General features: G+C 70.5%; 25 protein-coding genes and 1 pseudogene. 10 read left to right on the top strand and 16 right to left on the bottom strand.

Annotated features, from left to right (window positions below; translation table 11 throughout):
• Window positions 1-30 precede the first annotated feature (30 nt).
• Window positions 31-396 carry a DoxX family protein gene (locus ACFWFI_RS00640; RefSeq protein WP_387383882.1) on the top strand — a complete coding sequence of 122 codons (366 nt, stop codon included), beginning with the start codon at window positions 31-33 and terminating at the stop codon, window positions 394-396.
• Window positions 397-408: 12 nt separating this feature from the next.
• On the opposite strand, the gene ACFWFI_RS00635 is transcribed toward ACFWFI_RS00640, so the two are convergent.
• The 5 genes from ACFWFI_RS00635 to ACFWFI_RS00615 are packed head-to-tail and all read right to left on the bottom strand — an operon-like array spanning window position 409 to window position 2,783.
• Window positions 409-810 (bottom strand): hypothetical protein, encoded by a 402-nt coding sequence (locus ACFWFI_RS00635; protein ID WP_387383880.1) that lies wholly within the window; start codon window positions 808-810, stop codon window positions 409-411.
• A gap of 49 nt (window positions 811-859) precedes the next feature.
• On the bottom strand, window positions 860-1,384 hold the full coding sequence (locus ACFWFI_RS00630) for a hypothetical protein (protein WP_387383878.1): 525 nt from the start codon (window positions 1,382-1,384) through the stop codon (window positions 860-862).
• A 45-nt stretch (window positions 1,385-1,429) separates the two neighbouring features.
• Entirely contained in the window at window positions 1,430-1,696 is a 267-nt protein-coding gene (locus ACFWFI_RS00625) for a DUF397 domain-containing protein (protein WP_387383876.1), read from the bottom strand.
• Entirely contained in the window at window positions 1,656-2,504 is an 849-nt protein-coding gene (locus tag ACFWFI_RS00620) for a helix-turn-helix domain-containing protein (protein ID WP_387383874.1), read from the bottom strand. The genes ACFWFI_RS00625 and ACFWFI_RS00620 overlap by 41 nt, the downstream gene beginning before the upstream one ends.
• 18 nt (window positions 2,505-2,522) lie before the next feature.
• A complete protein-coding gene (locus tag ACFWFI_RS00615) occupies window positions 2,523-2,783 on the bottom strand; it encodes a hypothetical protein (RefSeq protein ID WP_387384018.1) in 261 nt (86 codons plus the stop codon).
• On the opposite strand from ACFWFI_RS00615, the pseudogene ACFWFI_RS00610 reads away from it, so the two are divergent.
• Window positions 2,679-3,002: pseudogene (locus tag ACFWFI_RS00610) on the top strand (ATP-binding protein); the annotation flags it as partial. The gene ACFWFI_RS00615 and the pseudogene ACFWFI_RS00610 sit on opposite strands and share 105 nt — an antisense overlap.
• Before the next feature lie 2 nt (window positions 3,003-3,004).
• Here ACFWFI_RS00610 and ACFWFI_RS00605 read toward each other — a convergent pair.
• Complete coding sequence (locus ACFWFI_RS00605) at window positions 3,005-3,826, bottom strand: serine hydrolase domain-containing protein (RefSeq protein ID WP_387383872.1); 822 nt, start codon at window positions 3,824-3,826, stop codon at window positions 3,005-3,007.
• A gap of 86 nt (window positions 3,827-3,912) precedes the next feature.
• Between ACFWFI_RS00605 and ACFWFI_RS00600 the strand changes: the two genes are divergently transcribed.
• Both ACFWFI_RS00600 and ACFWFI_RS00595 read left to right on the top strand, forming a co-directional pair.
• The gene (locus ACFWFI_RS00600) at window positions 3,913-4,368 is read left to right on the top strand and encodes a MerR family transcriptional regulator (protein ID WP_387383870.1); all 456 of its coding nucleotides are present in this window, start codon (window positions 3,913-3,915) and stop codon (window positions 4,366-4,368) included.
• A 5-nt stretch (window positions 4,369-4,373) separates the two neighbouring features.
• Window positions 4,374-5,390 carry an aldo/keto reductase gene (locus ACFWFI_RS00595; protein WP_387383868.1) on the top strand — a complete coding sequence of 339 codons (1,017 nt, stop codon included), beginning with the start codon at window positions 4,374-4,376 and terminating at the stop codon, window positions 5,388-5,390.
• A 138-nt stretch (window positions 5,391-5,528) separates the two neighbouring features.
• Here ACFWFI_RS00595 and ACFWFI_RS00590 read toward each other — a convergent pair whose 3' ends face one another.
• From ACFWFI_RS00590 to ACFWFI_RS00580, 3 genes are all read right to left on the bottom strand, one after another.
• Window positions 5,529-6,350, bottom strand: a complete 822-nt coding sequence (locus ACFWFI_RS00590; RefSeq protein WP_387383866.1) for a hypothetical protein — start codon at window positions 6,348-6,350, stop codon at window positions 5,529-5,531.
• A gap of 799 nt (window positions 6,351-7,149) precedes the next feature.
• Complete coding sequence (locus tag ACFWFI_RS00585) at window positions 7,150-8,172, bottom strand: ABC transporter permease subunit (protein WP_387383864.1); 1,023 nt, start codon at window positions 8,170-8,172, stop codon at window positions 7,150-7,152.
• Window positions 8,169-9,155 carry an ABC transporter ATP-binding protein gene (locus ACFWFI_RS00580; RefSeq protein WP_387383862.1) on the bottom strand — a complete coding sequence of 329 codons (987 nt, stop codon included), beginning with the start codon at window positions 9,153-9,155 and terminating at the stop codon, window positions 8,169-8,171. Before ACFWFI_RS00580 ends, ACFWFI_RS00585 begins: the two co-directional genes overlap by 4 nt.
• A 291-nt stretch (window positions 9,156-9,446) precedes the next feature.
• Between ACFWFI_RS00580 and ACFWFI_RS00575 the strand changes: the two genes are divergently transcribed.
• Complete coding sequence (locus tag ACFWFI_RS00575) at window positions 9,447-10,646, top strand: sensor histidine kinase (protein WP_387383860.1); 1,200 nt, start codon at window positions 9,447-9,449, stop codon at window positions 10,644-10,646.
• Entirely contained in the window at window positions 10,643-11,299 is a 657-nt protein-coding gene (locus ACFWFI_RS00570) for a response regulator (protein WP_387383858.1), read from the top strand. Before ACFWFI_RS00575 ends, ACFWFI_RS00570 begins: the two co-directional genes overlap by 4 nt.
• A 24-nt stretch (window positions 11,300-11,323) precedes the next feature.
• Here ACFWFI_RS00570 and ACFWFI_RS00565 read toward each other — a convergent pair whose 3' ends face one another.
• The 7 genes from ACFWFI_RS00565 to ACFWFI_RS00535 all read right to left on the bottom strand — a co-directional run bounded on the left by ACFWFI_RS00565 (window position 11,324) and on the right by ACFWFI_RS00535 (window position 19,098).
• Window positions 11,324-12,535, bottom strand: coding sequence for an acyltransferase family protein (locus ACFWFI_RS00565; RefSeq protein WP_387383856.1), 1,212 nt, complete (start codon window positions 12,533-12,535; stop codon window positions 11,324-11,326).
• Window positions 12,532-13,575 carry an alpha/beta hydrolase gene (locus ACFWFI_RS00560; RefSeq protein WP_387383854.1) on the bottom strand — a complete coding sequence of 348 codons (1,044 nt, stop codon included), beginning with the start codon at window positions 13,573-13,575 and terminating at the stop codon, window positions 12,532-12,534. The genes ACFWFI_RS00565 and ACFWFI_RS00560 overlap by 4 nt, the downstream gene beginning before the upstream one ends.
• 166 nt (window positions 13,576-13,741) lie before the next feature.
• Window positions 13,742-14,422, bottom strand: coding sequence for a response regulator (locus tag ACFWFI_RS00555; RefSeq protein ID WP_387383852.1), 681 nt, complete (start codon window positions 14,420-14,422; stop codon window positions 13,742-13,744).
• A complete protein-coding gene (locus ACFWFI_RS00550; RefSeq protein WP_387383850.1) occupies window positions 14,419-15,768 on the bottom strand; it encodes a sensor histidine kinase in 1,350 nt (449 codons plus the stop codon). Before ACFWFI_RS00550 ends, ACFWFI_RS00555 begins: the two co-directional genes overlap by 4 nt.
• A 183-nt stretch (window positions 15,769-15,951) precedes the next feature.
• Window positions 15,952-16,875, bottom strand: a complete 924-nt coding sequence (locus ACFWFI_RS00545) for a DUF4429 domain-containing protein (protein ID WP_387383848.1) — start codon at window positions 16,873-16,875, stop codon at window positions 15,952-15,954.
• A gap of 107 nt (window positions 16,876-16,982) precedes the next feature.
• Window positions 16,983-18,194: an alpha/beta hydrolase gene (locus ACFWFI_RS00540; RefSeq protein WP_387383846.1), complete on the bottom strand. Its 1,212-nt coding sequence runs from the start codon at window positions 18,192-18,194 to the stop codon at window positions 16,983-16,985.
• A gap of 235 nt (window positions 18,195-18,429) precedes the next feature.
• Window positions 18,430-19,098 carry a TetR family transcriptional regulator gene (locus tag ACFWFI_RS00535; protein ID WP_387383844.1) on the bottom strand — a complete coding sequence of 223 codons (669 nt, stop codon included), beginning with the start codon at window positions 19,096-19,098 and terminating at the stop codon, window positions 18,430-18,432.
• A gap of 238 nt (window positions 19,099-19,336) precedes the next feature.
• Between ACFWFI_RS00535 and ACFWFI_RS00530 the strand changes: the two genes are divergently transcribed.
• The 4 genes from ACFWFI_RS00530 to ACFWFI_RS00515 all read left to right on the top strand — a co-directional run bounded on the left by ACFWFI_RS00530 (window position 19,337) and on the right by ACFWFI_RS00515 (window position 23,126).
• Window positions 19,337-20,824, top strand: a complete 1,488-nt coding sequence (locus ACFWFI_RS00530) for an MFS transporter (protein ID WP_387384008.1) — start codon at window positions 19,337-19,339, stop codon at window positions 20,822-20,824.
• Window positions 20,825-21,033: 209 nt separating this feature from the next.
• Window positions 21,034-21,462 carry a peptidase inhibitor family I36 protein gene (locus ACFWFI_RS00525; protein WP_387383842.1) on the top strand — a complete coding sequence of 143 codons (429 nt, stop codon included), beginning with the start codon at window positions 21,034-21,036 and terminating at the stop codon, window positions 21,460-21,462.
• A gap of 222 nt (window positions 21,463-21,684) precedes the next feature.
• Complete coding sequence (locus ACFWFI_RS00520; RefSeq protein ID WP_387383840.1) at window positions 21,685-22,263, top strand: carboxymuconolactone decarboxylase family protein; 579 nt, start codon at window positions 21,685-21,687, stop codon at window positions 22,261-22,263.
• The gene (locus tag ACFWFI_RS00515) at window positions 22,260-23,126 is read left to right on the top strand and encodes an RNA polymerase sigma-70 factor (protein WP_387383838.1); all 867 of its coding nucleotides are present in this window, start codon (window positions 22,260-22,262) and stop codon (window positions 23,124-23,126) included. Before ACFWFI_RS00520 ends, ACFWFI_RS00515 begins: the two co-directional genes overlap by 4 nt.
• Window positions 23,127-23,191 lie beyond the last annotated feature (65 nt).

The raw sequence follows: 23,191 nt of genomic DNA, 5'->3' as shown, positions 1-23,191 counted from the left end.
CTTACGGTTCGTAACTAACGGAGGTCTGCCATGCAGGTCGCGTACTGGATCGTCGCCGCGCTCCTGGCCCTGCTCTACGTTTATTCGGGCGGCATGAAGGTCCTTCAGGACCAGGAGAAACTACGGCCGATGATGGGCTGGGTCGACCAGGTGCCCATGCCGCTCGTCAGAGCCATCGGGGCTCTGGAGGTTCTCGGGGCGCTGGGCCTCGTCCTGCCGCCCCTCACCGGCATCGCGGTCGTGCTCGCCGTCGCGGCCGCGATCGGACTGGTCCTGGTGCAGATCGGCGGCATGGCGCTGCACCTGTCCCGCGGCGAGGTGCGGGTGATCGGGCTCAACATCGTCCTTCTGGTGCTGGCCGCGGTGACGGCCTGGCTGGGAACTGTCTGGCTCTGACCGTGCCGGCCCTCAGGCCTTCGACTTGTCCGCCAGCTTGTCCAGCTCGCGCATCGCCTGACCGTGCGAGCTGATCCGGCGCGACACGGTGCCGACGGCGAAGAGCGTCCCGCCGGTCACCGAGATCGGCACGGACGCCCCGAGCACGGCCAGGACCTCCGGCCAGTCCCGTTCCTGTGCGCAGTAATCCCCGTGCAGCTCACCCTCGTTGGCGGTGCCGCGGTCAGTGAAGAGCCGGGACTCGCAGTCGTCGGGGTACTTGTCGTCGGGCTTCCTGTCCGCCTGGTAGGGCATCGTCAGCAGCACGGCGCACCAGACCCACAGGACAGCGGCCAGGGACAGAAGGACGACGCCCCAGGTGCGGGTCTTCGTGGCCTTGTCGCGGAAGTCGAGGTCGAACTCTCGTGAGCGCATGGCGGCCGAATCTATAGGAGCCGAATGCGCGCGGTCCGTCCGGGTGGGATCAGGCCGCGAAACACCGCAGCCACGCGTCCAGGGCGGCGAAGTCCGCGCCGGTGAGCCCCCGCCACGCCTCGACGCGATGGAGCAGTGCCGGTCCTGGGTGGTGCGCCTCCACCCAGGACCGGTCGATGTCCGTGATCTCGTCGTCGACCCAGGCGAAGGGGCGCCCGGAGGCCCACCCGACGAGCCCGGGGGTCTTCCAGTGCAGCCCGTGCGCCCCCTCGTCGACGGGCGGATCCGGCCAGTTCACCACGGGCAGTTCCGGCAGCCCGAGCCACGGAGTGAGGTACGCGTTCGCATCCGACATCCACGTCGTGGCCCACACCAGTTCGCAGGGCAACGCCATCAGCCGGGGCCCCTGGCTGGGGTCGACCCTGTTGACCAGCGGATTCGCGTCTGCTTCCTCGGGGTCGCGCCTCGAATCGAAGACCGGATAGCCGTCCGGGAGCTGCTCCCGGGTCGCGCCGAAGGGGATGAGCGGGCCGTCGACATCGAGGAAGAGAAGGGGCGGAGGGGATCCGGTCACGCCTGCACGGTAACGCTGGTCAGCCCTGCTCGCCGTACGGTGCGGTCAGCGGAGCCCGTCCACGAAGGCCTGCCAAGCGTTGGTGCCCAGGACGATCACGGGGCCGGCCGGGTTCTTGCTGTCGCGGACGGGGACGGATGCGGAGCAGTTGTCGGCGACCTCGACGCATTCGCCGCCGTTGGTGCCGCTGTAGGAGGACTTCCGCCAGGCGGCACCGCCGGTGACGGTGCACTCGACGCATTCGCCGCCGGTGCTCCCGCTGTAGCTGGACTTACGCCACACCGCGCTCTTCAGGTTCGGACCGGTCGCCATAACGCTCCTCCATCACACGGGTGATCAGTGCCGCGGAGTCCTCGACGGAGAGTGCTGCGGCCTGCAAATGAGCGTAACGGCGGGCGGCCTCCCTGATGGTCTCGGGGTTGGCGGTCATATGGCCGGAGATGAGGTCCTCCGTGTAGATGATGTCCGGATCCTTCTCGAATCGCATCGCGGTGAACGAGCCGTCCAAGCTTGTGTGTTCACCCATGACGAACGGCAGCACCTGGATCCGCATCCACCGGTGCCCCGTGAACTCCAACAAGCGGGCGAGTTGGTTCCGCATGACCTCGTGCCCGCCGATCGGCCGGTGCAGCACTGCCTCGTCCATGATCGCCCAGGCCAGCGGGGGCTGTTCCCGCTCCAGGATTCGCTGGCGTTCCATCCGGGCCGCGAGCAGCCCCTCCAGGTCGTCGGGCATACCGGTGGCCAGTACGGCCCTCGCGTACTCCTCCGTCTGTAGCAGCCCGTACACCAACTGCCCCTGGTACGTGGAGATGTAGGTCGCCCGCGCCTCCATCTCCGCGTACGGCTGGAACCAGGTCGGCAGTTGGCTTCGCAGGACCAGGCCGACCAGCCGTGAGAACACCCCGTCCGTGCCCAGCGCCGCGTCCAGGCGCTCCGAGAAGTCGCGGGTCGGTACCTTCTTCGTGGTCTCGATCTGGCCGACCAGCGAGCCCGTGCAGAAGATGATCTCGCCGAGCTGGCCCTGTCGCAGGCCGTTGGCCTCCCGCTGGCGGCGCAGCTCCCAGCCGTAGTAGTCCAGTGGAGAAGCGCTGGGGTCGAGTGACTGCACGTTGGCCACGGCGGGGCGCCTCTCGCTTCAACGCCTGACGGCGTTCGTTTCAGGTGGTAGCCGAGAGTAATCAATCCGCTGCACGCTGGTGACATGAATCACGTATCCGATACCCGGACCGGTGACGCCGAGGCTGCGGTCTATCGCGCCGATCTCGCGATGGGCGAGCACTCCGCCCGTCATCTGCGGCGCATCCTGCGGCTGTACCTCACCGGCTGGGGCCTGCTCGGTCTGGCGGACGCGGCGGAGCTCGCCCTGACCGAGCTCATCGCCAACGTCGTGCGGCATGTTCCCGGCCGCCGGGGTCAGGCGCTCATCTTCCTGCTCCCCTCCGGGGGCGTCCGTGTCGAGGTCGCGGACTCCTGCCCCCGGCTGCCTTCGCCCGCCCTCGCCGGGGATGTGCTCGACGAGGGTGGGCGGGGGCTGTTGCTGGTCGATGCAGTCACCGACAGCTGGGGCGTGGAGGCGCGACGCGACGGGCGCGGGAAGACGGTGTGGTTCGAGTGCTCTCAGCGGGAGGCGCCGAGCTCCGCCAGGACCGCGTCGGTGAACGGCGTCCAGACCTCGGCCGCCCACGGTCCGAAGGCCCGGTCCGTCAGTGCGACGCAGGCCGCGCCCGCAGCCGGGTCGATCCACAGGAACGTGCCGGACTGGCCGAAGTGGCCGAAGGTGGCGGGAGAGGACGAAAGGCCGGTCCAGTGCGGCGACTTGGAGTCACGGATCTCGAAGCCGAGTCCCCAGTCGTTGGGGTTCTGGTGACCGTAGCCGGGAAGCACACCCTTGAGTCCGGGGTGGACGACGGTCTGCGCCTCAAGGACCGTACGCGGGTCGAGGAGCCGCGGGGCCTGCACCTCCGCGGCGAACCGCACCAGGTCGTCCACGGTCGAGACGCCGTCCTTCGCGGGGGAGCCGTCCAGGGCGGTCGACGTCATGCCGAGGGGTTCCAGGACCGCCTGGCGCACGTACTCGGGGAACGGGATGTCCGTGGCCTTCGCGATGTGGTCGCCGAGCACCTCGAAGCCCGCGTTGGAATACAGCCTGCGGGTGCCGGGCGGTGCCGTGACGCGGTGCTCGTCGAAGGCGAGACCGCTGGTGTGCGCGAGGAGGTGGCGGACGGTCGAGCCCTCGGGGCCGGCCGGTTCGTCCAGCTCGACGGCGCCTTCCTCGTAGGCCACCAGCGCCGCGTAGGCGGCGAGCGGTTTGGTCACCGAGGCCAGCGGGAAGCGGTGCGCGGTGGGACCATGGCTACCCAGGAGCGTGCCGTCCGAGGTGACGACGGCGGCTGCCGCGGTGGGTACGGGCCAGTTCTCGATCATCGCCAGGCTCTGCATGCGTACGAGCCTAACGGGAGCCCGAATCCGAGATCGCACCCGATTACGCTTGCTTGGAGTGCACTCCAAGGTTCTAGCGTGGAGGCATGACGGTGATGGAGAGCACTTCCGCACGGACGGACACCTGCGCTTCTGCCCCGAAGGCGCACCCGCGCCCCGAGGGCCAGGACCACTACACCATCAGCGAGGTCGTGGCGTTCAGCGGGCTCACCGCCCACACACTGCGCTGGTACGAGCGGATCGGGCTCATGCCGCACGTCGACCGCTCCCACACGGGCCAGCGACGGTTCAGCAACCGGGACCTGGACTGGCTCGCCTTCGTCGGCAAGCTGAGACTGACCGGAATGCCGGTCGCCGCCATGGTCAGGTACGCCGAACTGATCCGCGAGGGCGACCACACCTTCGCGGAGCGGCAGGAGCTGCTGGAGCAGACCCGGCGTGACGTGAAGACCCGGATCGCGGAACTCCAGGGGACCCTGGCCGTCCTCGACTTCAAGATCGACTTTTATGGCGGCGTCCGCACGGCGTCGGAAGGGGTCTGAACGACATGAGCGACACCGGAAAGATCGCGACAGCGGAGCTCGGCACCGGAGGCCCGCAGGTCGGTGTGCAGGGGCTCGGCTGCATGGGGATCAGCGAGTTCTACGGGGACACCGACGAGGCGGCCGCCCGGGACACCCTGGAGGCGGCGCTGGAGGCCGGCGTCACCCTCTTCGACACCGCCGACGTCTACGGGCGCGGGGCCAACGAGACCTTCCTCGCCCCGTTCGTGGGAGCGCACCGCGACGAGATCACGCTGGCCACGAAGTTCGCCATCGAGCGGACCGACGACCCGCACTACCGTGGGGTTCGCAACGACCCCGCGTACATCCGTGAGGCGGTCGAGGCCAGCCTGCGCCGGCTGAACACCGACGTCATCGACCTGTACTACATGCACCGCCGCGATCCGCTCGTACCGCTCGCCGACTCGGTGGGCGCGATGGCCGAGCTGGTGCGGCAGGGCAAGGTCAAGCAGCTCGGGCTGAGCGAGGTGACCGGGGACGAGCTCCGCGAGGCGCACGCCGTGCACCCGATCGCCGCCCTCCAGTCCGAGTGGTCGCTCTTCAGCCGGGACGTGGAGCACAGCGCCGTGCCCGCGGCCGTCGAGCTCGGGGTGACCCTGGTGCCCTACTCCCCGCTCGGCCGTGGGTTCCTGACCGGGGCGTTCGCGGACGCGGTCAAGGACCTGGGGCAGGGCGACTTCCGTGTGCACCAGCCGCGCTTCACCGGCGAGAACGCGAAGACCAACGCGGCCCTGCTGGAGCCGGTGCACAAGATCGCTGCCGCACACGGCGCGACGGCCGCGCAGGTCGCCCTGGCCTGGGTGCAGCAGCGGGCGCAGGTGCACGGTCTGACCGTGGTGCCGATCCCGGGCACGCGTAAGCGCAGCCGTCTGCTGGAGAACGTCGGGGCGACCGGGCTGACCCTGACCGGGCAGGAGCTCGAAGTGCTGGAGCCCATCGCGGGCCAGGTGGCCGGCGACCGTTACCCGGACATGAGCAACACGGCCACCGCACGCGAGTAGGCGGCTTCTCCGACGTACTCCTGTGGACCGTTCGACCGTCGGCAAGGGAATCAGGCGCAGACGAACGGTGCGCGCGTAGCGCGGTGGTGGTCCCGAACCGAGGTCGCACTGTCGGCGCTCGGCCGGATGGTCGTCAGCTCACCTGTGCTGCACCGTGTACCCGCTGTTCCGGAGCGTCGAATCAAGGTGGGAGGGGAAGAACCCGCTGCCGTCCTGACCGTAGGACGCGTATTGCGTGGTTTCACCCCGTCCAGGAGCGTCAGCCGGCGACGGCCATGAGTGGTTCTCGCTCGAGCTTGCGTACAGGGCGTGGTCGAAGGTGTGGGAAGTCTCGACGGTCCGAGTGAATTCGTCTGTGAGGCGCCGGTGGCGGCCCCGGTCGCGGCGTACCTGCACGAGGCGGCCCTCTGCGTACAGCAACTGGGCCCGGGAGACCAGTTGCGTGAGCCCGATGCCGAGTTGGGCGGCAAGGGCTGCCGCATCCGTGCCCTTGTTCCAGCCGTCCACGAGCAAGGAGTCGCGAGCATCCGTCCACTCCTTCATTCCCGTGGGCGCCGCAGGTGCCGCCTGTTGAGTGGAGGACTGTTCCACGCGGGGTGACGGAATGGAGGACTGCGTGGACTCCAGCCGTACGGTGACCGCGGGGTTCCCGCCCTGGGGAGAGGGCAAGGGCTCGCTGTTGCCGGAAGCGGCCTTCGTTGCCGCGCCGGCGCCCGGAGCGTCGGTCGGCGGATCATTGAGCAGCGCTCCGGCGAGCGAGCGGGCATCGCTCTTGCCGACGGTACGGCGGGCAAGCCGCACTTCGCGCTCGTTCAGTCCCAGCAATTCGGCAACAGCGGCGTCATTACCCACAGTGACGGCGAAAGCGGCGAGAGTTCTCGCGCGTTCCGCCTGCGCCCCGTCGAATACCGACTGCGCCTCACGCACGCGGTCGTCCGCACCGCAGAAGGCGTCGGCCAAAACTGCGTGCCGCCTCCACATCTCCCTGGCTTCCACGGTCGATCAACGGCCGTTGCGGCTGAATAGGATCTAGCAAGATCCAGAAATAACCCGATTGGACGCGTGAGGTCACATCTGACGAACATCATTCCGCATCATGTTCCCGGCCGTTCGTGCTCTTAGTTCGCGAACCGGGATTTCTTCCGGCCGTCACATCATCTGATCGGCATGCTTTTTTGAAGGCGGAGTATCCGCAAGGTTCGCTCGATCTCTTCCTGGTGGTGACGATAGGAGATGAGCCGGCGCCACTCCGGATCCGGGACGCCGGGGAGCGCGTTACCGCGAGCGGCCCAGAGCCGGAACAACTCCTCATACATCGGCGTTTCTGTTCTTTCCCGGCTTGCTTTCGGGGAAGCCGTAAGCGGTCGCGACTCATAGCCGTGCTCCGCGGCCCTGGGGCCGGGCACGCTTCTCGCTCTTCCAGGCGTATGTTCCGAAACGAAAGATGCGTAGCCGGTGCCCGTTGTCGTCGGGGCATCAGATGTATTCATGCCTGAGAAACGAACGTCCACCCCACTTGTCACTACTCGTGCAACTGCGCCGCCGCATTGGCGGGTTCATGGCCGGCAGTTCGGGCGAGCGTTCCGGCGCGGCTCGGAACTGCCGTTCAAAGTGCGCACGGCCATGCGCAGTGACTTCGCGAGGGCCTTCGAATCCACCGGGTACGAGCTGGGTCCTGAGGTCAGGGCCGCCACACGCCCGGCGGCCGAGGAGGTCCTGGCAGTCCAGGCACTCCTCGGCCGGCTCAGGACCGCTCGCGTCACAGGAGCCGCTTGCGGCCCCAGACGATGACGAAGGTGGCGACGGCCGCAGCGAGGGCGAACATGGCGCCGGCCCCGAGCCACTGCATCGTCTGCATCTGGGAGACGTCGAGGTAGTCGAGGGACCAGCCGATGACGTGCTTCGACTCCAGGCAGGCGGTGTGCGCCCGGTCGTTGTCCATCTGGTCGAGGCAGGTGGTCCAGTCCAGGCGGTCTCCGGAGCTGGTGAGGAAGTAGGTGCCCTGTCCCTGCTGCTCCGCCTGGTCAGGCAGCTCCGGCGGTACCAGACCGGCCCCGACACCCTTGTCGGTGTTGATCGACATGACGTGCCCCAGGCTCCGCCAGGCCTCGCTCCAGACGAACTCGATCGCCACGACGATGCCGAGCGTGACCACCATCGACACCAGCGTGCGGCGCAGGAGCAGGCCGACCGCCACACCCACGGTGAACGTGAGCAGGGCGTAGGCCACCGGTACGGCCCCCGTGACACTGAAGAGCGAGGTCCAGATGAGGGCGTCGGAAAGCCCCTTGAGCGGGCGCCACCACCAGGTGAACATGGCGCTGAGCATGCCGGTCGACAGAGCGAGCACCGCGGCGGGAACGGCGAGTTTCATGATGAGCCACCGCAGTCGGCTGACGGACTGCGAGGTCACCAGCTTGGCGGTGCCGGTCTCCAGGTCGCCCGCGATGAGCGGAGCCCCGAGGAAGACACCGGCCAGGACGGGGATGTAGCTGAGGTAGCTCCCGATGCTGTGCAGACGGTCGACGTGGGTCTCGAAGTCGGACGGCAAGCCGCCCAGCCTCCGCGAGTTCGGGTCCTGGGCGGCCAGGAAGTCCATCGCCTGCCCGCGCAGGTAGGCCATGACGGCCACGCCGAGGAGCATGACGGCGACGAGCGTCCAGAACGCGGCGCGGTGCTGGCGCCAGACGAGCCAGACCGGGCCGCCGAGCCGGGGGATCCAGCTGTTCCGCAGGGATCCGGCGGGCGCCGTACGGGCCGGGTCACGAGTGAGGGTGGTCATGCGGTCACAGCCTTCTGCCGGTCGCGGGTGATGATGTCCTGGATGTCGCCGACCTGGGCGCTGGGAGCGATCAGCGGCGGCGCGTCGGGTGACCGCAGATACGCCAGCAGAAGCTCCTCAAGGGTGGGAGGCTCCGCCTGCCCGCCGTACTCGACCGGTCCGCCGAGACGCACCAGGACGCCCGGCCGGCCCTCGTTGCGGGGCTCGATGACCCTGTGCGGCGCGAGTGCGGGGGACGAGCCGTCCCCCGGGACGGCGAACAGCGCGTGCGCGGCGCGCAGCTCGTTCACCTCGCCCGCGAGACGCAGACCGCCGTTCGCGATGACGAGGAGGTAGTCGCAGATGTGCTCCAGCTCGGCGAGCATGTGCGAGGAGACCAGCACCGTGGTGCCGTGTTCGGCGGCCTCCTTCGTCAGGGTGGCCATGAGCTCGCGGCGGACCAGCGGGTCCAGATCGGCCATCGGCTCGTCGAGGATGAGCAGATCAGGGCGCTTCCCGAAGGCCAGGGCGAAGGCGACGCGGGTGCGCTGCCCCCCGGACAGTGTTCCGACCTTCGCTTCCAGCGGCACCTGGCCCGCACGGACGATGCCCTCGGCGATCTCCTGGTCCCAGCGAGGGTTGAACTCGCGGCCCAGTCGCAGGGTTTCAGCCACGGTGAAGCGCCGGAACAGCGGCTTCTCCTGGGTCAGGAAGGCGGTCCGCAGGACGGCCTCGGTCGATCCCGGCTCCGCGCCGAACACCCGCAGGGCGCCGGACGTCGGCCGGATCATGTTCGTGGCCATGCCCATCAGGGTGCTCTTACCGGAGCCGTTGGGCCCGACGAGGCCGCACACCCGCCCGGCCGGCAGCCGGAAGGAAACGTCCTGCAGGGCCCAGCCGCGCCGGTACTTCTTCCCGAGCCCCTGGGCCTCGATCGCAGCCGCGCCGACGGGCGGCCGCACGGACTCCGTTCCGCTTCCGTGGTGCGACTCTGCGTGATTCATCCGTGGCTCCTGTGCGTGGGGGAGGGGCGGGCCCTGTACGTGGGGGGAGGGCCCGGCCGTGTGCGCTGTCGACCGGTGGGTCGCGATGTCGCCTAAGCGGGGTTCCGCTTCGAGGCGAGGCCGGCCGCGATCGTGACATCCTCCTCGTGTGATGAACGGCGAACGCCGCCCGATGGAGACAACTCTTGTCCATCGCGCCTCGCGGCGGATCGGGCGAAAGACAGATCATGCGCGGCCGGCTCCGACTTTCGGCCGGTCGGCGGGAGGACGGTGAGAGAGATGCTGGAGAGGTTGGCCGCACCCACAGCCACACGGGGGAAGGACCATCCGCAGCTGCTTGTCACGATCCGGCTGGTGCTGGTCGTGGCCCTGGTCGGCCTTGTCGTGCTGGACTGGGTGGGCGGCGGTTTCTACCGGATCGGGAACAACGGCGCCTCCGCGCTGGGCCCCGCCAAGCTGGGTGGTGCCCTGCTGGCCATCGCTCTCGTCGTGGCGTCTCCCCGGCTCGGCAGCCGGGCGCTGCCGGCAGCCGGCTGCATCCTGGCGTTCGTGTCGCTGTGTCTCTCGGTGGTGCTGCACATGGAGATGTCGGTCGGGGTGCAGGCGCTGGGATACGCCGAACCGGCGGCTCTGGTGTGGCTCCTGCTGGTCGTCGCCCGACGCGGGGTGCCGTCGTGGGCGGCGGTGGCCATTCCGCTGCTGTACCTGGCGATCGTGCTGCGACCGGTGTCGGTCCAGGCCAAGCAGTCCACGACCATCTTCGCGCTGATGTACGCCCTGGTAGCGCTCCTGGTGTTGGGCATCGGCCTCGGGACGCGCCTGCTACTCGTGGACCGGCGGCGGCAGGCGGCGGCTCTCAAGCTGGAGCAGCGGACGGAGTTCGCCAGGGACCTCCACGACTTCGTCGCCCACCACGTGACCGGCATCGTCGTACAGGCACAGGGCGCCCACGCGATCGCGGGCCGGAAGCCCGAACTGGTGCCGCCCGCGCTGCAGCGGATCGAGCAGGCGGGCTCGGAGGCGCTGACCTCCATGCGGCACATGGTGGGGATGCTGCGCGACGCCGACGGAGAGGTGGCGCTGACGCCGCTGGCGGGCATCGGTGAAGTGCGGTCGCTGGTCGAGGAGTTCTCAGCCGTCGGCGGGGCGCGGGCCCGGCTCGAACTGGAGGGGACCTTCGACGACCTTCCGGTGGAGGTGACCACCACCGCCCACCGCGTGGTGATGGAGGCCCTCACCAACGTACGCAAACACGCCCACGGATGCACCGAGGTGCGGGTGCGCGTGAAGCGCTCGGGAGACCGGCTCACCGTGCGGGTCAGCGACGACGGGCGGCCACGCCATGTCTCGCAGAGCGGCTTCGGACTGAAGGGCCTGAACGAGCGGGTGGGCCTGATCGGCGGAAGCGTCCAGGCGGGCCCGGTGACAGCCGGTGGCTGGGGTGTCGAGGCGACGCTCCCCGTGTCCACGGCAGGGGCGGCGGTCTCATGACGATCCGTGTGCTGATCGCCGACGACCAGGCCATGGTCCGTGCCGGATTCGCGATGATCCTCGCCGCGGAGGACGACATCGAGGTCGTCGGTGAGGCCGCGGACGGGGTGCACGCCGTGGAACTCGCCGGGCAGCACCGGCCCGACGTGGTGCTGATGGACATCCGCATGCCCCGCATGGACGGGCTGGAGGCACTGCGCAGACTGACCCGCCCCGGCACCGTGAACCCGCCGAAGGTCGTCGTGGTGACCACGTTCGACGACGACGAGTACGTCCAGCGAGCCCTGAGCGAAGGCGCCTCCGGTTTCCTGATCAAGGACTCCGGCCCTGCCCTGCTGGTCGAGGCCATCAGGGCGGCGGCCTCCGGCGAGGCACTGGTCAGCCCGGCCATCACCGTACGGCTGCTGCGGCGCCTCAACAGCGCGGTGCCCGCGCCTCGGGAGCCGCACACCGCGCTCTCCGCACGGGAGAAGGACCTGGTACGTCTGGTGGCCAGGGGGCTGACCAACGCCGAGATCGCCACCGAACTGTCCATCTCCGTGGGCACGGTGAAGACCCATCTCGGCAACGTGCAGATCAAGCTGTCCGCCCGCAACCGTGTGGAGATCGCCGCCTGGGCCTGGGAATCCGGCCTGGTCGAGGGGCGACGGTAAGCCGTCCCACCGGGCGTCGAGGGTTCAGGCCAGCCGCAGCGCGAAGACCGCGAAGCCCGCCGCGAGCAGCCCGGCCGCTGCCCGGCGGGCGTTCGTGGCGCGGCTGCCCGTGGAGTCCCAGGGGGCCTCGAACCTGCGGGCGTACCGGGAGATCACCACGAGCAGGGCGGCGAACAGCGGCATCCAGGCCAGCCGGGCGAGGATCCAGCCGACCGAGTCCGGGTCGGTCGTCAGCCCGGGTACGGCTCCGGCGAAGGACGCCGGGACGGCCGCGGCCAGCATCGCCGTCTGGTGCCAGCACAGGATCGTCATCGCCGACAGGTTGATCACCACCACGGGGGCCCACAGCACCGGGCGGCGCAGCGCCCGGCCGATCCGGTCGTGCAGCAGGACCGCCGCACCGCTCTGCGCCGAGGCCAGCGCGAGGACCAGCAGCGACGGCGGATGCGAATTGGTCCGCGCCTCGCCCGGTACGCCGACCATCGACGCCGGGTAGTGGAAGGCGAGCAGCAGCACGGCGAACAGGGCGGTGCCGCCGACGAGCAGGAGCCGGGCGCCCCGCCGGGAGAGGCGGCCCTGGCCCCAGCAGACGCCGAGTTGATACGCGAAGAGCCAGCCGGGCAGGATGTTCAGCAGGCTCAGCCAGGACGGCACGGCGTCCGCGTACGGCCCGTAGCGCAGGAAGTCGACCGCGGCGACCGAGCCGATCAGCGGGGCGGCAGCCCAACCGCCGAGCCGCCGGGCCAGACGTACGCAGTACGGCGTGAGCGCCGTGACCACTGCGTACACCCCGACGAACCAGAGCGGCTGGATCACCAGCTTCGCCCCCGTACGCAAGGTGTCCTCGGGCACCCCGGCCGCGTACAGCACCGGAATCATCAGCGCCCACACGGCGGTCACACCGAGCACGGGCCTGCCCAGCCGGACCATCCGGCCGCGCAGCCAGGCGCCGGTGGTGGACGGGCGGCGGTGGTAGGAGAGGACGGAGGCGTAGCCGCCGACCAGGAAGAAGACGCCCAGCATCTGGAGCACCCAGCTCACCGGGGAGAACACGGCGAAGGCCGAGAGCGGGCTGGCGTTGTGCAGGGCACCGTCGCCGTCCAGGGTGAAGCCGCCGAGCAGCCAGTGCCCGGCCGGCACGGCCATCAGCGCGAGGGCGCGCAGCCCGTCGACCGCACGGTCACGGTGGGCGGGGGTGCCCGCGTCGATCCGGGAGACCAGTTGCCGCACGCTCATCGGGAGGCCCCCTCGGCGATGGCGGCGAAGGCGCGGAGCGAGTCGGTGCCGGGGACGAAGTAGCCGGTGTGGCCCTCGGCGTCCTCGGCGGGCACCCGCCGCGCCCCGAACTCCTCGTCGGCCGGGTCGGCGCCGTGTCCGAGACCCGCCACCTCGACATGCGGTACGTCGTCGATCCAGTCGGTGTCGTCCTTGGCCGCCCAGACCTGGGCGGCGGTGTGCAGGCCGGCGACGTCGTCCGCGCGCATCCCGGGGGAGCCGAGCACGACCAGGTCCGTGGCGCCCAGCCCCGAGGCCGCGAGCCCGCACACCACCGAGCCGTAGCTGTGGCAGAACACGACGGGCGCGGGCAGGCCGTCGGCCGCCAGTCCCGCGGAGAACCGGGTCAGCCGCTCGGCCCCCGCCTCCGCCAGACCTCCGGTCGCCGCGTCCAGGCCGAGGCCGACCGGGGTGGTGTAACCGGCCCAGGCGATCACCGCGCTGCCCTGACCCGTCTCGGCGTACAGCGACTTCGCCATGCCCGCCGGAGTGCCGTACACGTCGCCGCGCCGGTCGAAGGTCCCGGCGTCGATGTCCGACCCGGGTACGACGACGGACACATGACGCGCGGAGCGCAGATCCCCGAACACCTCGGCGACCTGGCCGCGTCCCCGCGGATCGAAGGCGAGGATCTGCCGCCCGGGTGCGGCGAGACCCTTGAACCGGGGGTCGTGGGAGGCCCGCAGCGCACGGGCGTTGGCGCGGTAGCGGAGCTCCAGCGGCGCCCCGTCGAGATTGCCGACGACCAACGGGTGCCGCTCCAGCAGCACCTGCTGCTCCGAGGCACTCAACCCACGGAAGAAGAGGCCTACTTGCGCCGGAGTCGAACTGCCCGGGTCGGGCAGCGCCCGCCCCAGCACCCAGTCGGACCGCCACGAGGCACTGCCGGGCGGCGGCCCCGTCACCGCCCGCTGGGTGGTGCCGGACGCCCAGCCGGCCGTCCCCGCCACCACTGTGGTCGCCAGTGCGACCGCGGCCAGTGTCCTCGCGAATCGGCGCATGATGCCCTCCCCGTACGGCGTGCGCACACCGTTCGGTGTGCAGGGGAGGAAGGTAGGAAGACGACGGGTGCCGGGGCGTCACCCCGGGGAGCCAACTCTCCGGTGGTACCGGGGTAGGGGCTGTACGGGGGGACAGCCCTACGCCGCCCCGGGGGGCACCAGGAAGCTACGCCTCTCCCGGAGCCACCAGCCCCGACTCGTACGCGAAGATCACGGCCTGCGCCCGGTCCCGGAGACCGAGCTTGGCCAGCACCCTGCCGATGTGGGTCTTCACCGTCTGCTCGGCCAGCACCAGCCGCGCCGCGATCTCCTGGTTCGACAGGCCCCGGGCGATCAGCTCCAGGACCTCCGTCTCACGCGGTGTCAGACCGTTCAGCCTCAGCGCCGGTCCGCCGGACGGCGCAGCCGGCCGCTGACGCGCGAAGTCCGCGATGAGCCGCCGGGTCACGGACGGCGCGAGCAGGGCGTCCCCCGCCGCCACGACCCGGACCGCCGAGATCAGGTCCGCCGGCGGGGCGTCCTTCAGCAGGAACCCGGACGCGCCGGCGCGCAGCGCCTCGTAGACGTAGTCGTCGACGTCGAACGTGGTGAGCATCAGGACCTTCGGCCGGTGGACCACGCCCACCGGCGGGGTCAACAGCTCACGGGCGGCGGCCAGTCCGTCCATCTCCGGCATCCGGACATCCATCAGGACGACATCCGGATGCACCGACCTGCTGACCTCGATGCCCTGGCGCCCGTCCGGGGCCTCGCCCACCACGTCGATATCGCTCTGCGCGGCCAGCAGAGCGGCGAACCCGGCCCGCACCATGGCCTGGTCGTCGACGATGATCACGCGGATGGTCACGGTTCCTCCGGAGTCACGGATGCCGAGGGCGGCTGGGGCGGCGGCAGCGGGAGCCGCGCGGCCACCCGGAAGCCCCCGTCCGGCAGCGGGCCGGTGTCGAGTGTGCCGCCGGTCAACCGTACGCGTTCCCGCATGCCGACCAGCCCGTGTCCCGTCCCCGCCGCCTCCAGCGGCGAACCCGGCTTCTGTGCTTCGTCGTTGACGACCAGTACCGTCAGATGGCCGTCCCGTGCCGTGACCGACACCCGCGTCCGCGCACCCGGCGCGTGCCGGACCACATTGGCCAGCGCCTCCTGCACGATGCGGTACGCCGACAGATCCACCGCCTGCGGTACGCCGCCCCGCTCCACCGCCTCCGCCACGTCCGCCGCCAGCGACAGCTCGGCCGGGAGCCCCGCCCGCACGGTCGCCTCCACCAGCTGCTGCACCCGGTCGAGACCGGGCTGCGGGGCCAGCTCGCCCCGGGTGCCGTCACTGCGGAGCACCGACAGCAGCCGTCGCATCTCGGTCAGCGACTCCCGGGCGCCTGCCGCGATCGACGCGAACTCCGCCCGCACCTCCTCGGACATCCCGCCGATCCGGTACGGAGCCGAGTCGGCCTGCACCGTGATCACCGACATGTGGTGGGCGACCACGTCGTGGAGCTCACGGGCGATCCTGGTGCGCTCCTCCAGCAGCGTCCGCTGCGCCCGCTCGGCCTCGCTGATCGTCTCCTGCTCGACGAGCCGGCGCTGGGCCTCGCTCCGCTCGCGTACCGCTGCCCCGATCACCAGCACCGTCCCGCTCAGGATGAACAGCAGGAGCGCGCTGTCGTCGTTGTGCGAGGGCCTGACCAGATGCAGCAGAAGGCCGGCCGCACCCGTCGCCAGCCAGACCCCGGACACGGTCCGCCGGCTCTCCCGCAGCCCGAGGGCCAGCAGCACGAAGAGATAGCCGACGAGGCCCGGAGGGGTCCAGGGCCAGAGGGTGTCCGGTCGGAGCCCCTGCCCCAGCAGCACCAGGGCGCCCACGATGTCGGCGGCGAAGACGATCCACCATGCCTGTAGCGGCCGGTGCGCCAGCATCAGCAGGGGGGCGGCCTGCCCGACCGCCAGGGCTCCGGCCAGCGCGCCGGGCACCCCGTAGTCGTTGGCCAGCACCTGGATCGTGACGGGGATGAAGACGGCGGCGAGGGCGAGCACGACGACGTACGGCAGCAGCCGCAGCCAGCGTCTCGGCGAGTCGGCGAACAGCGGGGTCGGCGGATGGGACGCGTGGGACAGCCCGTGGGCGAGCTCGCGCAGGTTGCGGCGGGCGGCGCTCAGCAGACCGTCGGCGGGCGGGGGCCCGGCGGAGGAAGGGGGCATGATCGAGTCAGAGTAGGCGCGGAGTGTGCCGGGCGGCGTCATACCGAGGGGTGGACCGCGGACCCCCCGGCCCCGTACCTGAGTAGGGGGACGGCCCCCGCTCCCGGGCGGGGTGCGAGGGGGGCCCGGCACGGGAGGGCCGGGGCATGTGAGGTCTCCCGCGGCCGTCGCCCCGGACACCGTCTACAGCTCGGCGAGGAGCTCCGTCTTCTTCGCGCTGTACTCCGCGTCCGTCACCAGGCCCGCCTGGTGCAGGTCCCCGAGGTGGCGTATCCGTTCGGCGATGTCCGCCGGGTCGCGCCGCGCGCCGCCCACCGGGACGGGAGCGGTCGCCACAGGAACCGACTGCGTCCGGCGGACGGACTCCAGGACCGCCGCGGCGAAGGGCAGCGACTCGTGCACCGGCCCGTAACCCAGGCCGAACACGACCGCGGCAGGATCCTGGTCGGGCTGGACCCGCCCCACGGACGGCTGCCCCCCGCCGGGCGCCGGGTCGGGACCGGGCCCGTCCGCCTCGGAGCCGGCCGCGCCGCGCGGCACCAGCCGGAGATACCCCTCGAAGGCCTCGGGTGAACGCCACTCGATCCCGCCCAGATCGGCCACGGGAAACGTCTGGTCGCCCGCCTTCCACTTGGCGCTCGACGCCCCCGTCCAGAACCACCGGAAGGAGACCAGAGACCCGTCGAAGCCGGCGCGGCCGTCGTACGCCTTGAAGTGCATCGGCGCCTCGGGGGCCGTCACCAGGAAACGTTCGGCGGGAAGCGACGCCTCGGGGCCGAGCAGGGCGCGCAGCTCGTCGGCGTAGTACTCGGCGAGCGTCTCGCGTTCGGCGGGCAGCACCAGACGGTAGGGGTCGCTGCCCTCCTTGAGCTGCCCGGCCGCAGCCTCCAGCAGCGGATCGGCACCAGGTCTCGGCACCGCGTGCAGCACCACCGTGCCCCGCTTGCCCGGGGTCAGCGTCACCGACGACAGCGCCGCGTACGGAATGCGGCGCTCACGCAGGCTCTGGAAGAGCCTCGGCGTGCGGATTCCCCCTCCGAAGCGGATGAGCACGGAGTCGGTGTCGAACTCCCAGGTGGCATGAATTCCGGCCAGCACATCACCCATGTGCCTCATCGTATGTGGCACAGGCCCGCACGTCCCCCTCCGGTACAGGCGAAATCGGGCAGGCCGTTCGCCGCTCTCTACGCGCGTCAGACGTCCTTCTACGCGCGTCAGGCCCCTGACTCGCCGGAAATCTCCCGGTGGCACGCATCATCGGAGCTCGCGCAATTGACCGAGTCATAGGCGCCCACGCCGATCGCGGCGAAGTTGCTGAGACTCTCCGTGCCCGGCTCGAAATAGCCGCTGTGCCCGACCGCGCCGTTCGCCGACACGATCCGCGCGCCGAAGGCCGGGTCGACCGGATCGGCACCGTGCCCGAGCCCGCCGACCGCCATGTTCGGAACATCCGCGATCCAGTCGTCGCCGTCCCGCATGGCCCACACCCTGGCCCGGGTGTGCAGGGCGCCGGCGTTGTCCGCCCGCATCCCGGGACTGCCCGCGACCGCGATGTCGGACACCCTGGACGGCAGCTCGTGGGCGGCCACGCCGCACAGCACCGAGCCGTAGCTGTGGCAGAACAGCGAGACGTCCGAGGTACCGGGCAGTGCCTTCACGAGGGCGTTCAGCCGCAGCGCACCCTCGTTCGCGAGCCCGCCCAGCGCGGCGTCCATGCCGATCCCGGCGGGCGCGGTGTAGTCGGCCCACGCGATGACCGCCGTGCGCGAAGCGGGACTGGCCGAGCGCTCGGCACCGTACAGCGACTGAGCCATGCCGACGGGCGCCGCGTTCTTCTTCACGCCGGTGCGCTCCAGCGTCAGAAGATTCGTATCGACCCCCGGCACGACGACCGAGACCCGCTCGGCCCTGTCGAGGTCGCCGAAGACCTCGGCGGCCCGGCCGCGGCCCGACGGGTCGAAGGTGAGGATCTGCCGGTCACCGGCGAGCAGGGAGCGGAATCGGTCCAGCCGGTGCACGGCCTGCTGGCGCCCGTCCGGAGAGAGCCGCGTGTCCAGCGTCCGCTGTTCCTCGGCCGATTCCGCCTGCTCCAAGGCGTGCCGGTTCGCCCGGTAGCGCAGGGTGACCGGCGCACCGTTCAGATTCCCCACCACCAGCGGGTACTTGTCGGCCAGGGCGACCTGCTGGCCCGCCGTGAGCGTCGCGAAGAAGTGGGCCAGCCGGTACGCCGGGGCGCCCACGTCCGGGAGAGCGTGACCGGCTATCCGGTCCTTCGCCCAGGAAGCGAGCGCGATCTCGCGCGGCGCGGCGGAGTGCTGATGACGCACGGCGGTCCAACCGGTGGTCGCCAGCATCACGAACACGACCGCGATGGCGAGCAGCGCGCGCCATGCGGTGAGAGTGGGGGAGGAATCGAAGGAAGTCACTGCGCCCCACCCTAGGAGACGCTCACTTGTCGTCGTGGCAGGGGTGACACGGATCACTCGACCGCGGGGAATTGACCGTCCGTCTCTTACGCTCCGTGTGCGCCGGATCCACACTCCGGCGCGCCGGAAGCCCGCCGGTCACCCGAAATGGCCTGAGGTGCCAGGGCATTGTGAGTTCGGCCATGCGGGAGCGATGAGGAGTGCGGCACAACTGTGCGGTTCGCGTAAGGACGTCCTACGCGGCGCGCCAGCTCCCGGAGAGCGCAGGTCCGAGCTGGTCCAGGTGGAGTTCGGTCAGCTCCCGGAGTGCGTCCGCCCCCGCGTCCTTCCGCCTGCCCCACAGCTGTCCGGTCATCCGCATCACCCCGGAGAACGCGGCGACGGCCACCCGTGGGCGCGGATCCGTCTCCAGGTCGAGCCCCTCACGCTCCGCGATCAGCAGGGCGGTCTGCTGCTCCAGGCCGATGTTGCGTTGCGTGTGCGCGGCGTGCAGCGCGGGCGTCGATTCGATCATCCGGTAGGCCCGCATCTGGAGTTCGGCCGTAATGTCCTTTTCGTCGGCTTCGGCGAGGGTGCTCCAGGCGTTCAGAGCGGCCCGGCGCATTGCCTCGAAAGGGGCCTCCGTGGCAGGACGTTGACGCAGCTCCGCGAGGAAGCGGGCGTCGACCGCCTCCTGGACGGCGAAGGCGACGGCCTCCTTGTTCGCGAAGTAGCGGAAGAAGGTGCGCTGGGAGACCTCGACGGCATCGACGATCTCGTCGACCGTGGTCCGGTCGTACCCCTGCGTCGTGAAGAGCCTGAGGGCGGCATGCAGCAGGGCCTCACGGGTGCGCCGTTTCTTGCGTTCGCGCAACCCGGCCGGAGCCCCCGGCACGGGAGCCCCGGATGTCTGCCTGCGTGTCACGTACCGGACCTCTTTTCACTGCTTTTACCTGTTCAGCCTACCTGTGAGCTACGTGACAGTTACTGTCTTGTGAATTGGTTTGTCAACTGTCAGTAGCTGACATAACGTCCTGCGCATGACTAGTCAGACCACTGTCGAGAAGGCGCCGCGGGAGCCTGAAGACACCCTCGTTCCCGCACCGGCGAAGGGACTGCGCGGCCATCCCTGGCTGACGCTCTTCGCCGTCGCCATCGGCGTGATGATGGTGGCGCTCGACGGCACGATCGTCGCGATCGCCAACCCCGCGATCCAGCAGGACCTCGGCGCCTCGCTCGCCGACGTCCAGTGGATCACCAACGGCTACATGCTCGCCCTCGCGGTCTCCCTGATCACCGCCGGCAAGCTCGGTGACCGCTTCGGCCACCGCCAGACCTTCCTGATAGGAATCGCGGGGTTCGCCGCCGCCTCTGCGGCCATCGGCCTGTCCGACAGCGTGTCCCTGGTGATCGTCTTCCGCGTGCTGCAGGGCCTCTTCGGCGCGCTGCTGATGCCCGCGGCGCTCGGTCTGCTGCGTGCCACCTTCCCCGCCGAGAAGCTGAACATGGCGATCGGCATCTGGGGCATGGTGATCGGCGCCTCGACCGCGGGCGGACCCATCCTCGGGGGCGTGCTCGTCGAGCACGTCAGCTGGCAGTCCGTCTTCTTCATCAATGTGCCCGTCGGCGTGATCGCGCTCCTCTTCGGCCTCGTGATCCTCAGGGACCACCGCGCACAGAACGCGCCGAAGTCCTTCGACATCGGCGGCATCGTCCTGCTGTCGCAGGCGATGTTCTGCCTGATCTGGTCGCTGATCAAGGGCTCGGAGTGGGGCTGGGGCGACTGGAAGACGCTCGGCTTCCTGGGCGCCGCCGTCGTCCTGTTCGTCGTGTTCGCGCTCTCCCAGAAGAACGTCCGCGAGCCGCTGATCCCGCTCGCCATGTTCCGCTCCGTGCCCCTGTCGGCCGGAGTGGTCCTGATGGTGCTGATGGCGTTCGCCTTCATGGGCGGCCTGTTCTTCGTCACCTTCTACCTGCAGAACGTGCATGGCATGAGCCCGGTCGACAGCGGTCTGCACCTCCTGCCGCTGACCGGAATGATGATCGTCGGCTCACCGCTCGCCGGCGCCGCGATCACCAGGTTCGGCCCGCGCGTGCCGCTGGTCGGCGGCATGGTGTCCGTCGCGATCGCCATGTTCGGCATGTCGCAGCTGACCATCGGCACAGGCACGCTGACCATGTCGCTCTGGTTCGCACTGCTCGGATTCGGCCTCGCGCCGGTCATGGTCGGCGCCACCGAGGTCATCGTGGGCAACGCCCCGATGGAGCTCTCCGGTGTCGCGGGCGGGCTCCAGCAGGCCGCGATGCAGGTCGGCGGCAGCCTCGGTACGGCCGTCCTGGGCGCCGTCATGGCCGCTCAGGTCGACGCCGAGCTCGACGACAACTGGAAGGCCGCGGAGCTCCCGCCGGTCGACCCGGCGCAGCTCGACCAGGCATCCGCAGCCATCAAGGTCGGTATGCCGCCGATCGCCCCCGAGACTCCGCCGGAGATCGCGGTCAAGATCACGGACGTCGCCCATGACACGTTCGTGTCGGGCATGAGCTCCGCCTTCATGGTCGCGGGCATCGTCGCCGTCGTCGCCGCCCTGGTCGCCACGCTCACCAAGCGCGGTGCGAACGCCGAGGCCGGGACGGGCGCGGGCCACATCTGATCCCTCGGCGACACCTGGCCCGCCCCGGGCAGCCCCTGGGCCCCAGGCGTCAACACAGCGCACCCGACAGCCCCGCCGGACGGTTCCGGCGGGGCTGTCGCCTATCAGGGTGGTCCGCCGCCCGCCCCCTTCCCGGCCCGTACATCCGCAGGTCAGAGTGCGGACATGGCGAGCCACCCGGCTCGCTCGACCACGGGGGTTGATCCACCATGCGCACGACCGTCCTCGCCGCCACCCTGGCGGCCACCGCACTCGTCCCGGCCACCGCCCTGTCCTCGGGGGCCGCGCCGGCCGCCCACCACGGGCCCACCGGGCAGGAGCGCTCCCGCAGCGCCCCGCAGGCCGCACCGGCAGGGCTGGCGCCGTGCGGCGCTGGACAGCTCTGCCTCTGGGCGAAGCCCGACTTCACCGGGGCCACGCAGGTCCACGAGCTCTCCACCGTCGACATCGAGAGCTGCGTCCCGCTGCCGGCCGGCCGCAGTGCCCAGGCGCTCGTCAACCGCACCGGGCGCCCGGTCACGACCTTCCAGTCGGCCGAGTGCGCGGAGACCGGCGAGTTCGAGACGTACCCGGGCGGCGGCACCTGGGTGCCCCGGTCGCCGTACACGGTGAGGGCATTCAAGATCTGGGAGAGCTGACCGGACGCGAAGGGCCGTCGGGTGCGGGGCTCGTACGGGGGTGGTGATCCGGCGGCGTGTGGAAAGCGGCAGCGGGACCTCCACGGCGCCGGGGCATCCGGGCAGAAGTGGGGTGCGCCCGGGCCACCGCCCGCACCCGATGTCACATTCGCCGATCCGGTGGTGTCTTCATGTCTGCAAGGCCGACGCCCGGACATGAAGACCTACAAGGAGAGCGACATCATGACGCCACGAGTTCCGAAGGCCGAGCTTCCCGCCGAGCTCAGCGAAAACATGATCAAGCAACTCGGTGCCGTGCCCGACCCCGTCGCGGTGGTGTGGCACAGCCCCGAGGTCGCCACGGCCAACCTCGACTTCTCCGCCAGGCTGGCCGGGTGGAAGGCGGCCGACGCCGGCCTCAAGACGTACGCGCACATGGCCGTCGCGGCACAGGTCGGCTGCGGCTGGTGCCTCGACGTGGGTTACTTCCAGGCCGGGAACCAGGATCTGGACCTGGCCAAGGCGAGCCAGGTGCCGCGCTGGCGGGAGTCGGATGTGTTCGACCCGCTGGAGCGGGACGTCCTCGAATACGCCGAGGCCATGACGAACACCCCGCCGACCGTCACCGATGAGCTGCACGCGAGCCTGCTCGACCGGCTCGGTCCTGAGGCCATGGTCGAACTCACCGCGTACATAGCCTTCGTCAACATGGCGACCAGGAACAACAACGCGCACAGGATCGCCTCGCAGGGCTTCTCCGACGCCTGCGGGATTCCGCTCTCCGGGCGACCTGCGCCGTCCGCCGCGGCGCCGACAAAATGACCGAGGACCCGTTCGTCGCCCATCGCGGCCTGCTGTTCACGGTCGCCTACGAGATGCTCGGCTCGGCGGCCGACGCGGAGGACGTCCTCCAGGACTCGTGGCTGCGATGGGCCGCCGTCGACCGTACGCAGGTGCGCGAGCCGCGGGCGTACCTCGTCCGGACCGTCACACGGCAGGCGCTCAACCGCCTGCGGGCGTTGTCGCGCAGCCGCGAGGACTACGTGGGCGAGTGGCTGCCGGAACCGTTGCTCACGAGCCCTGATGTCGCCGAGGACGTCGAGCTGGCGGAGAGCCTCTCGATCGCCATGCTGACCGTTCTGGAAACGCTCGGGCCGACGGAACGGGCGGTGTTCGTGCTCCGTGAGGTCTTCGAGATGCCCTACGGCGAGATCGCCGGGGCGACCGGGAAGTCCGCGGCGGCGGTGCGCCAGATCGCACGGCGGGCACGCGAGCACGTGGCTGCCCGGCGGCCGCGGGTGCGGGTGGACAGTTCGGAGCAGCAGGCCGTGGTGGAGCGGTTCCTTGCGGCGCTGCGCACCGGGCGGTTGCAGGAGCTGATGGAGGTCTTGGCGCCGGACGTGGTCATGATCGCCGATGGCGGCGGCGTGGTGGCCGCGGCGCGGACTCCGATCCACGGGGTGGACTCGGTGGCGCCCCTGCTCGCGCGCGCCCACACGGTGGTGGACGAACTCGGGACGACGGCTGTCTGGCTCAACGGCGCGCCGGCGGGCGTGATCGAGTTCGACGGAGAACCGGCAGCGGTGAGCATCGAGGTGGAGAACGGGCGCATCACCCGGATCTACGTCGTCAGGAACCCGCGGAAACTGACACATCTGGACGAGCCGGCCGAACTCTCCAGGTGATCACCGCTCTCCGCCGCCGTGATGAACGCGGCGGGCCGGACACGCCGGAGGGCGGCGGGGTCGTG

The organism is Streptomyces sp. NPDC060209 (assembly GCF_042728155.1).
GTDB lineage: Bacteria > Actinomycetota > Actinomycetes > Streptomycetales > Streptomycetaceae > Streptomyces.
Note: the sequence above shows the minus strand (reverse complement) of the source record. Positions and strands in the feature narration are given on the sequence as shown.

Excerpts from the sequence above, each read along its gene's own strand:
- ACFWFI_RS00640 (WP_387383882.1), top strand. The coding sequence starts at position 31 with ATGCAGGTCGCGTACTGGATCGTCGCCGCGCTCCTGGCCCTGCTCTAC.
- ACFWFI_RS00635 (WP_387383880.1), bottom strand. The coding sequence starts at position 810 with ATGCGCTCACGAGAGTTCGACCTCGACTTCCGCGACAAGGCCACGAAG.
- ACFWFI_RS00625 (WP_387383876.1), bottom strand. The coding sequence starts at position 1,696 with ATGGCGACCGGTCCGAACCTGAAGAGCGCGGTGTGGCGTAAGTCCAGC.
- ACFWFI_RS00615 (WP_387384018.1), bottom strand. The coding sequence starts at position 2,783 with ATGCCGCACGACGTTGGCGATGAGCTCGGTCAGGGCGAGCTCCGCCGC.
- ACFWFI_RS00605 (WP_387383872.1), bottom strand. The coding sequence starts at position 3,826 with ATGCAGAGCCTGGCGATGATCGAGAACTGGCCCGTACCCACCGCGGCA.
- ACFWFI_RS00600 (WP_387383870.1), top strand. The coding sequence starts at position 3,913 with ATGACGGTGATGGAGAGCACTTCCGCACGGACGGACACCTGCGCTTCT.
- ACFWFI_RS00595 (WP_387383868.1), top strand. The coding sequence starts at position 4,374 with ATGAGCGACACCGGAAAGATCGCGACAGCGGAGCTCGGCACCGGAGGC.
- ACFWFI_RS00585 (WP_387383864.1), bottom strand. The coding sequence starts at position 8,172 with ATGACCACCCTCACTCGTGACCCGGCCCGTACGGCGCCCGCCGGATCC.
- ACFWFI_RS00580 (WP_387383862.1), bottom strand. The coding sequence starts at position 9,155 with ATGAATCACGCAGAGTCGCACCACGGAAGCGGAACGGAGTCCGTGCGG.
- ACFWFI_RS00570 (WP_387383858.1), top strand. The coding sequence starts at position 10,643 with ATGACGATCCGTGTGCTGATCGCCGACGACCAGGCCATGGTCCGTGCC.
- ACFWFI_RS00565 (WP_387383856.1), bottom strand. The coding sequence starts at position 12,535 with ATGAGCGTGCGGCAACTGGTCTCCCGGATCGACGCGGGCACCCCCGCC.
- ACFWFI_RS00560 (WP_387383854.1), bottom strand. The coding sequence starts at position 13,575 with ATGCGCCGATTCGCGAGGACACTGGCCGCGGTCGCACTGGCGACCACA.
- ACFWFI_RS00550 (WP_387383850.1), bottom strand. The coding sequence starts at position 15,768 with ATGCCCCCTTCCTCCGCCGGGCCCCCGCCCGCCGACGGTCTGCTGAGC.
- ACFWFI_RS00545 (WP_387383848.1), bottom strand. The coding sequence starts at position 16,875 with ATGGGTGATGTGCTGGCCGGAATTCATGCCACCTGGGAGTTCGACACC.
- ACFWFI_RS00530 (WP_387384008.1), top strand. The coding sequence starts at position 19,337 with ATGATGGTGGCGCTCGACGGCACGATCGTCGCGATCGCCAACCCCGCG.
- ACFWFI_RS00525 (WP_387383842.1), top strand. The coding sequence starts at position 21,034 with ATGCGCACGACCGTCCTCGCCGCCACCCTGGCGGCCACCGCACTCGTC.
- ACFWFI_RS00520 (WP_387383840.1), top strand. The coding sequence starts at position 21,685 with ATGACGCCACGAGTTCCGAAGGCCGAGCTTCCCGCCGAGCTCAGCGAA.
- ACFWFI_RS00515 (WP_387383838.1), top strand. The coding sequence starts at position 22,260 with ATGACCGAGGACCCGTTCGTCGCCCATCGCGGCCTGCTGTTCACGGTC.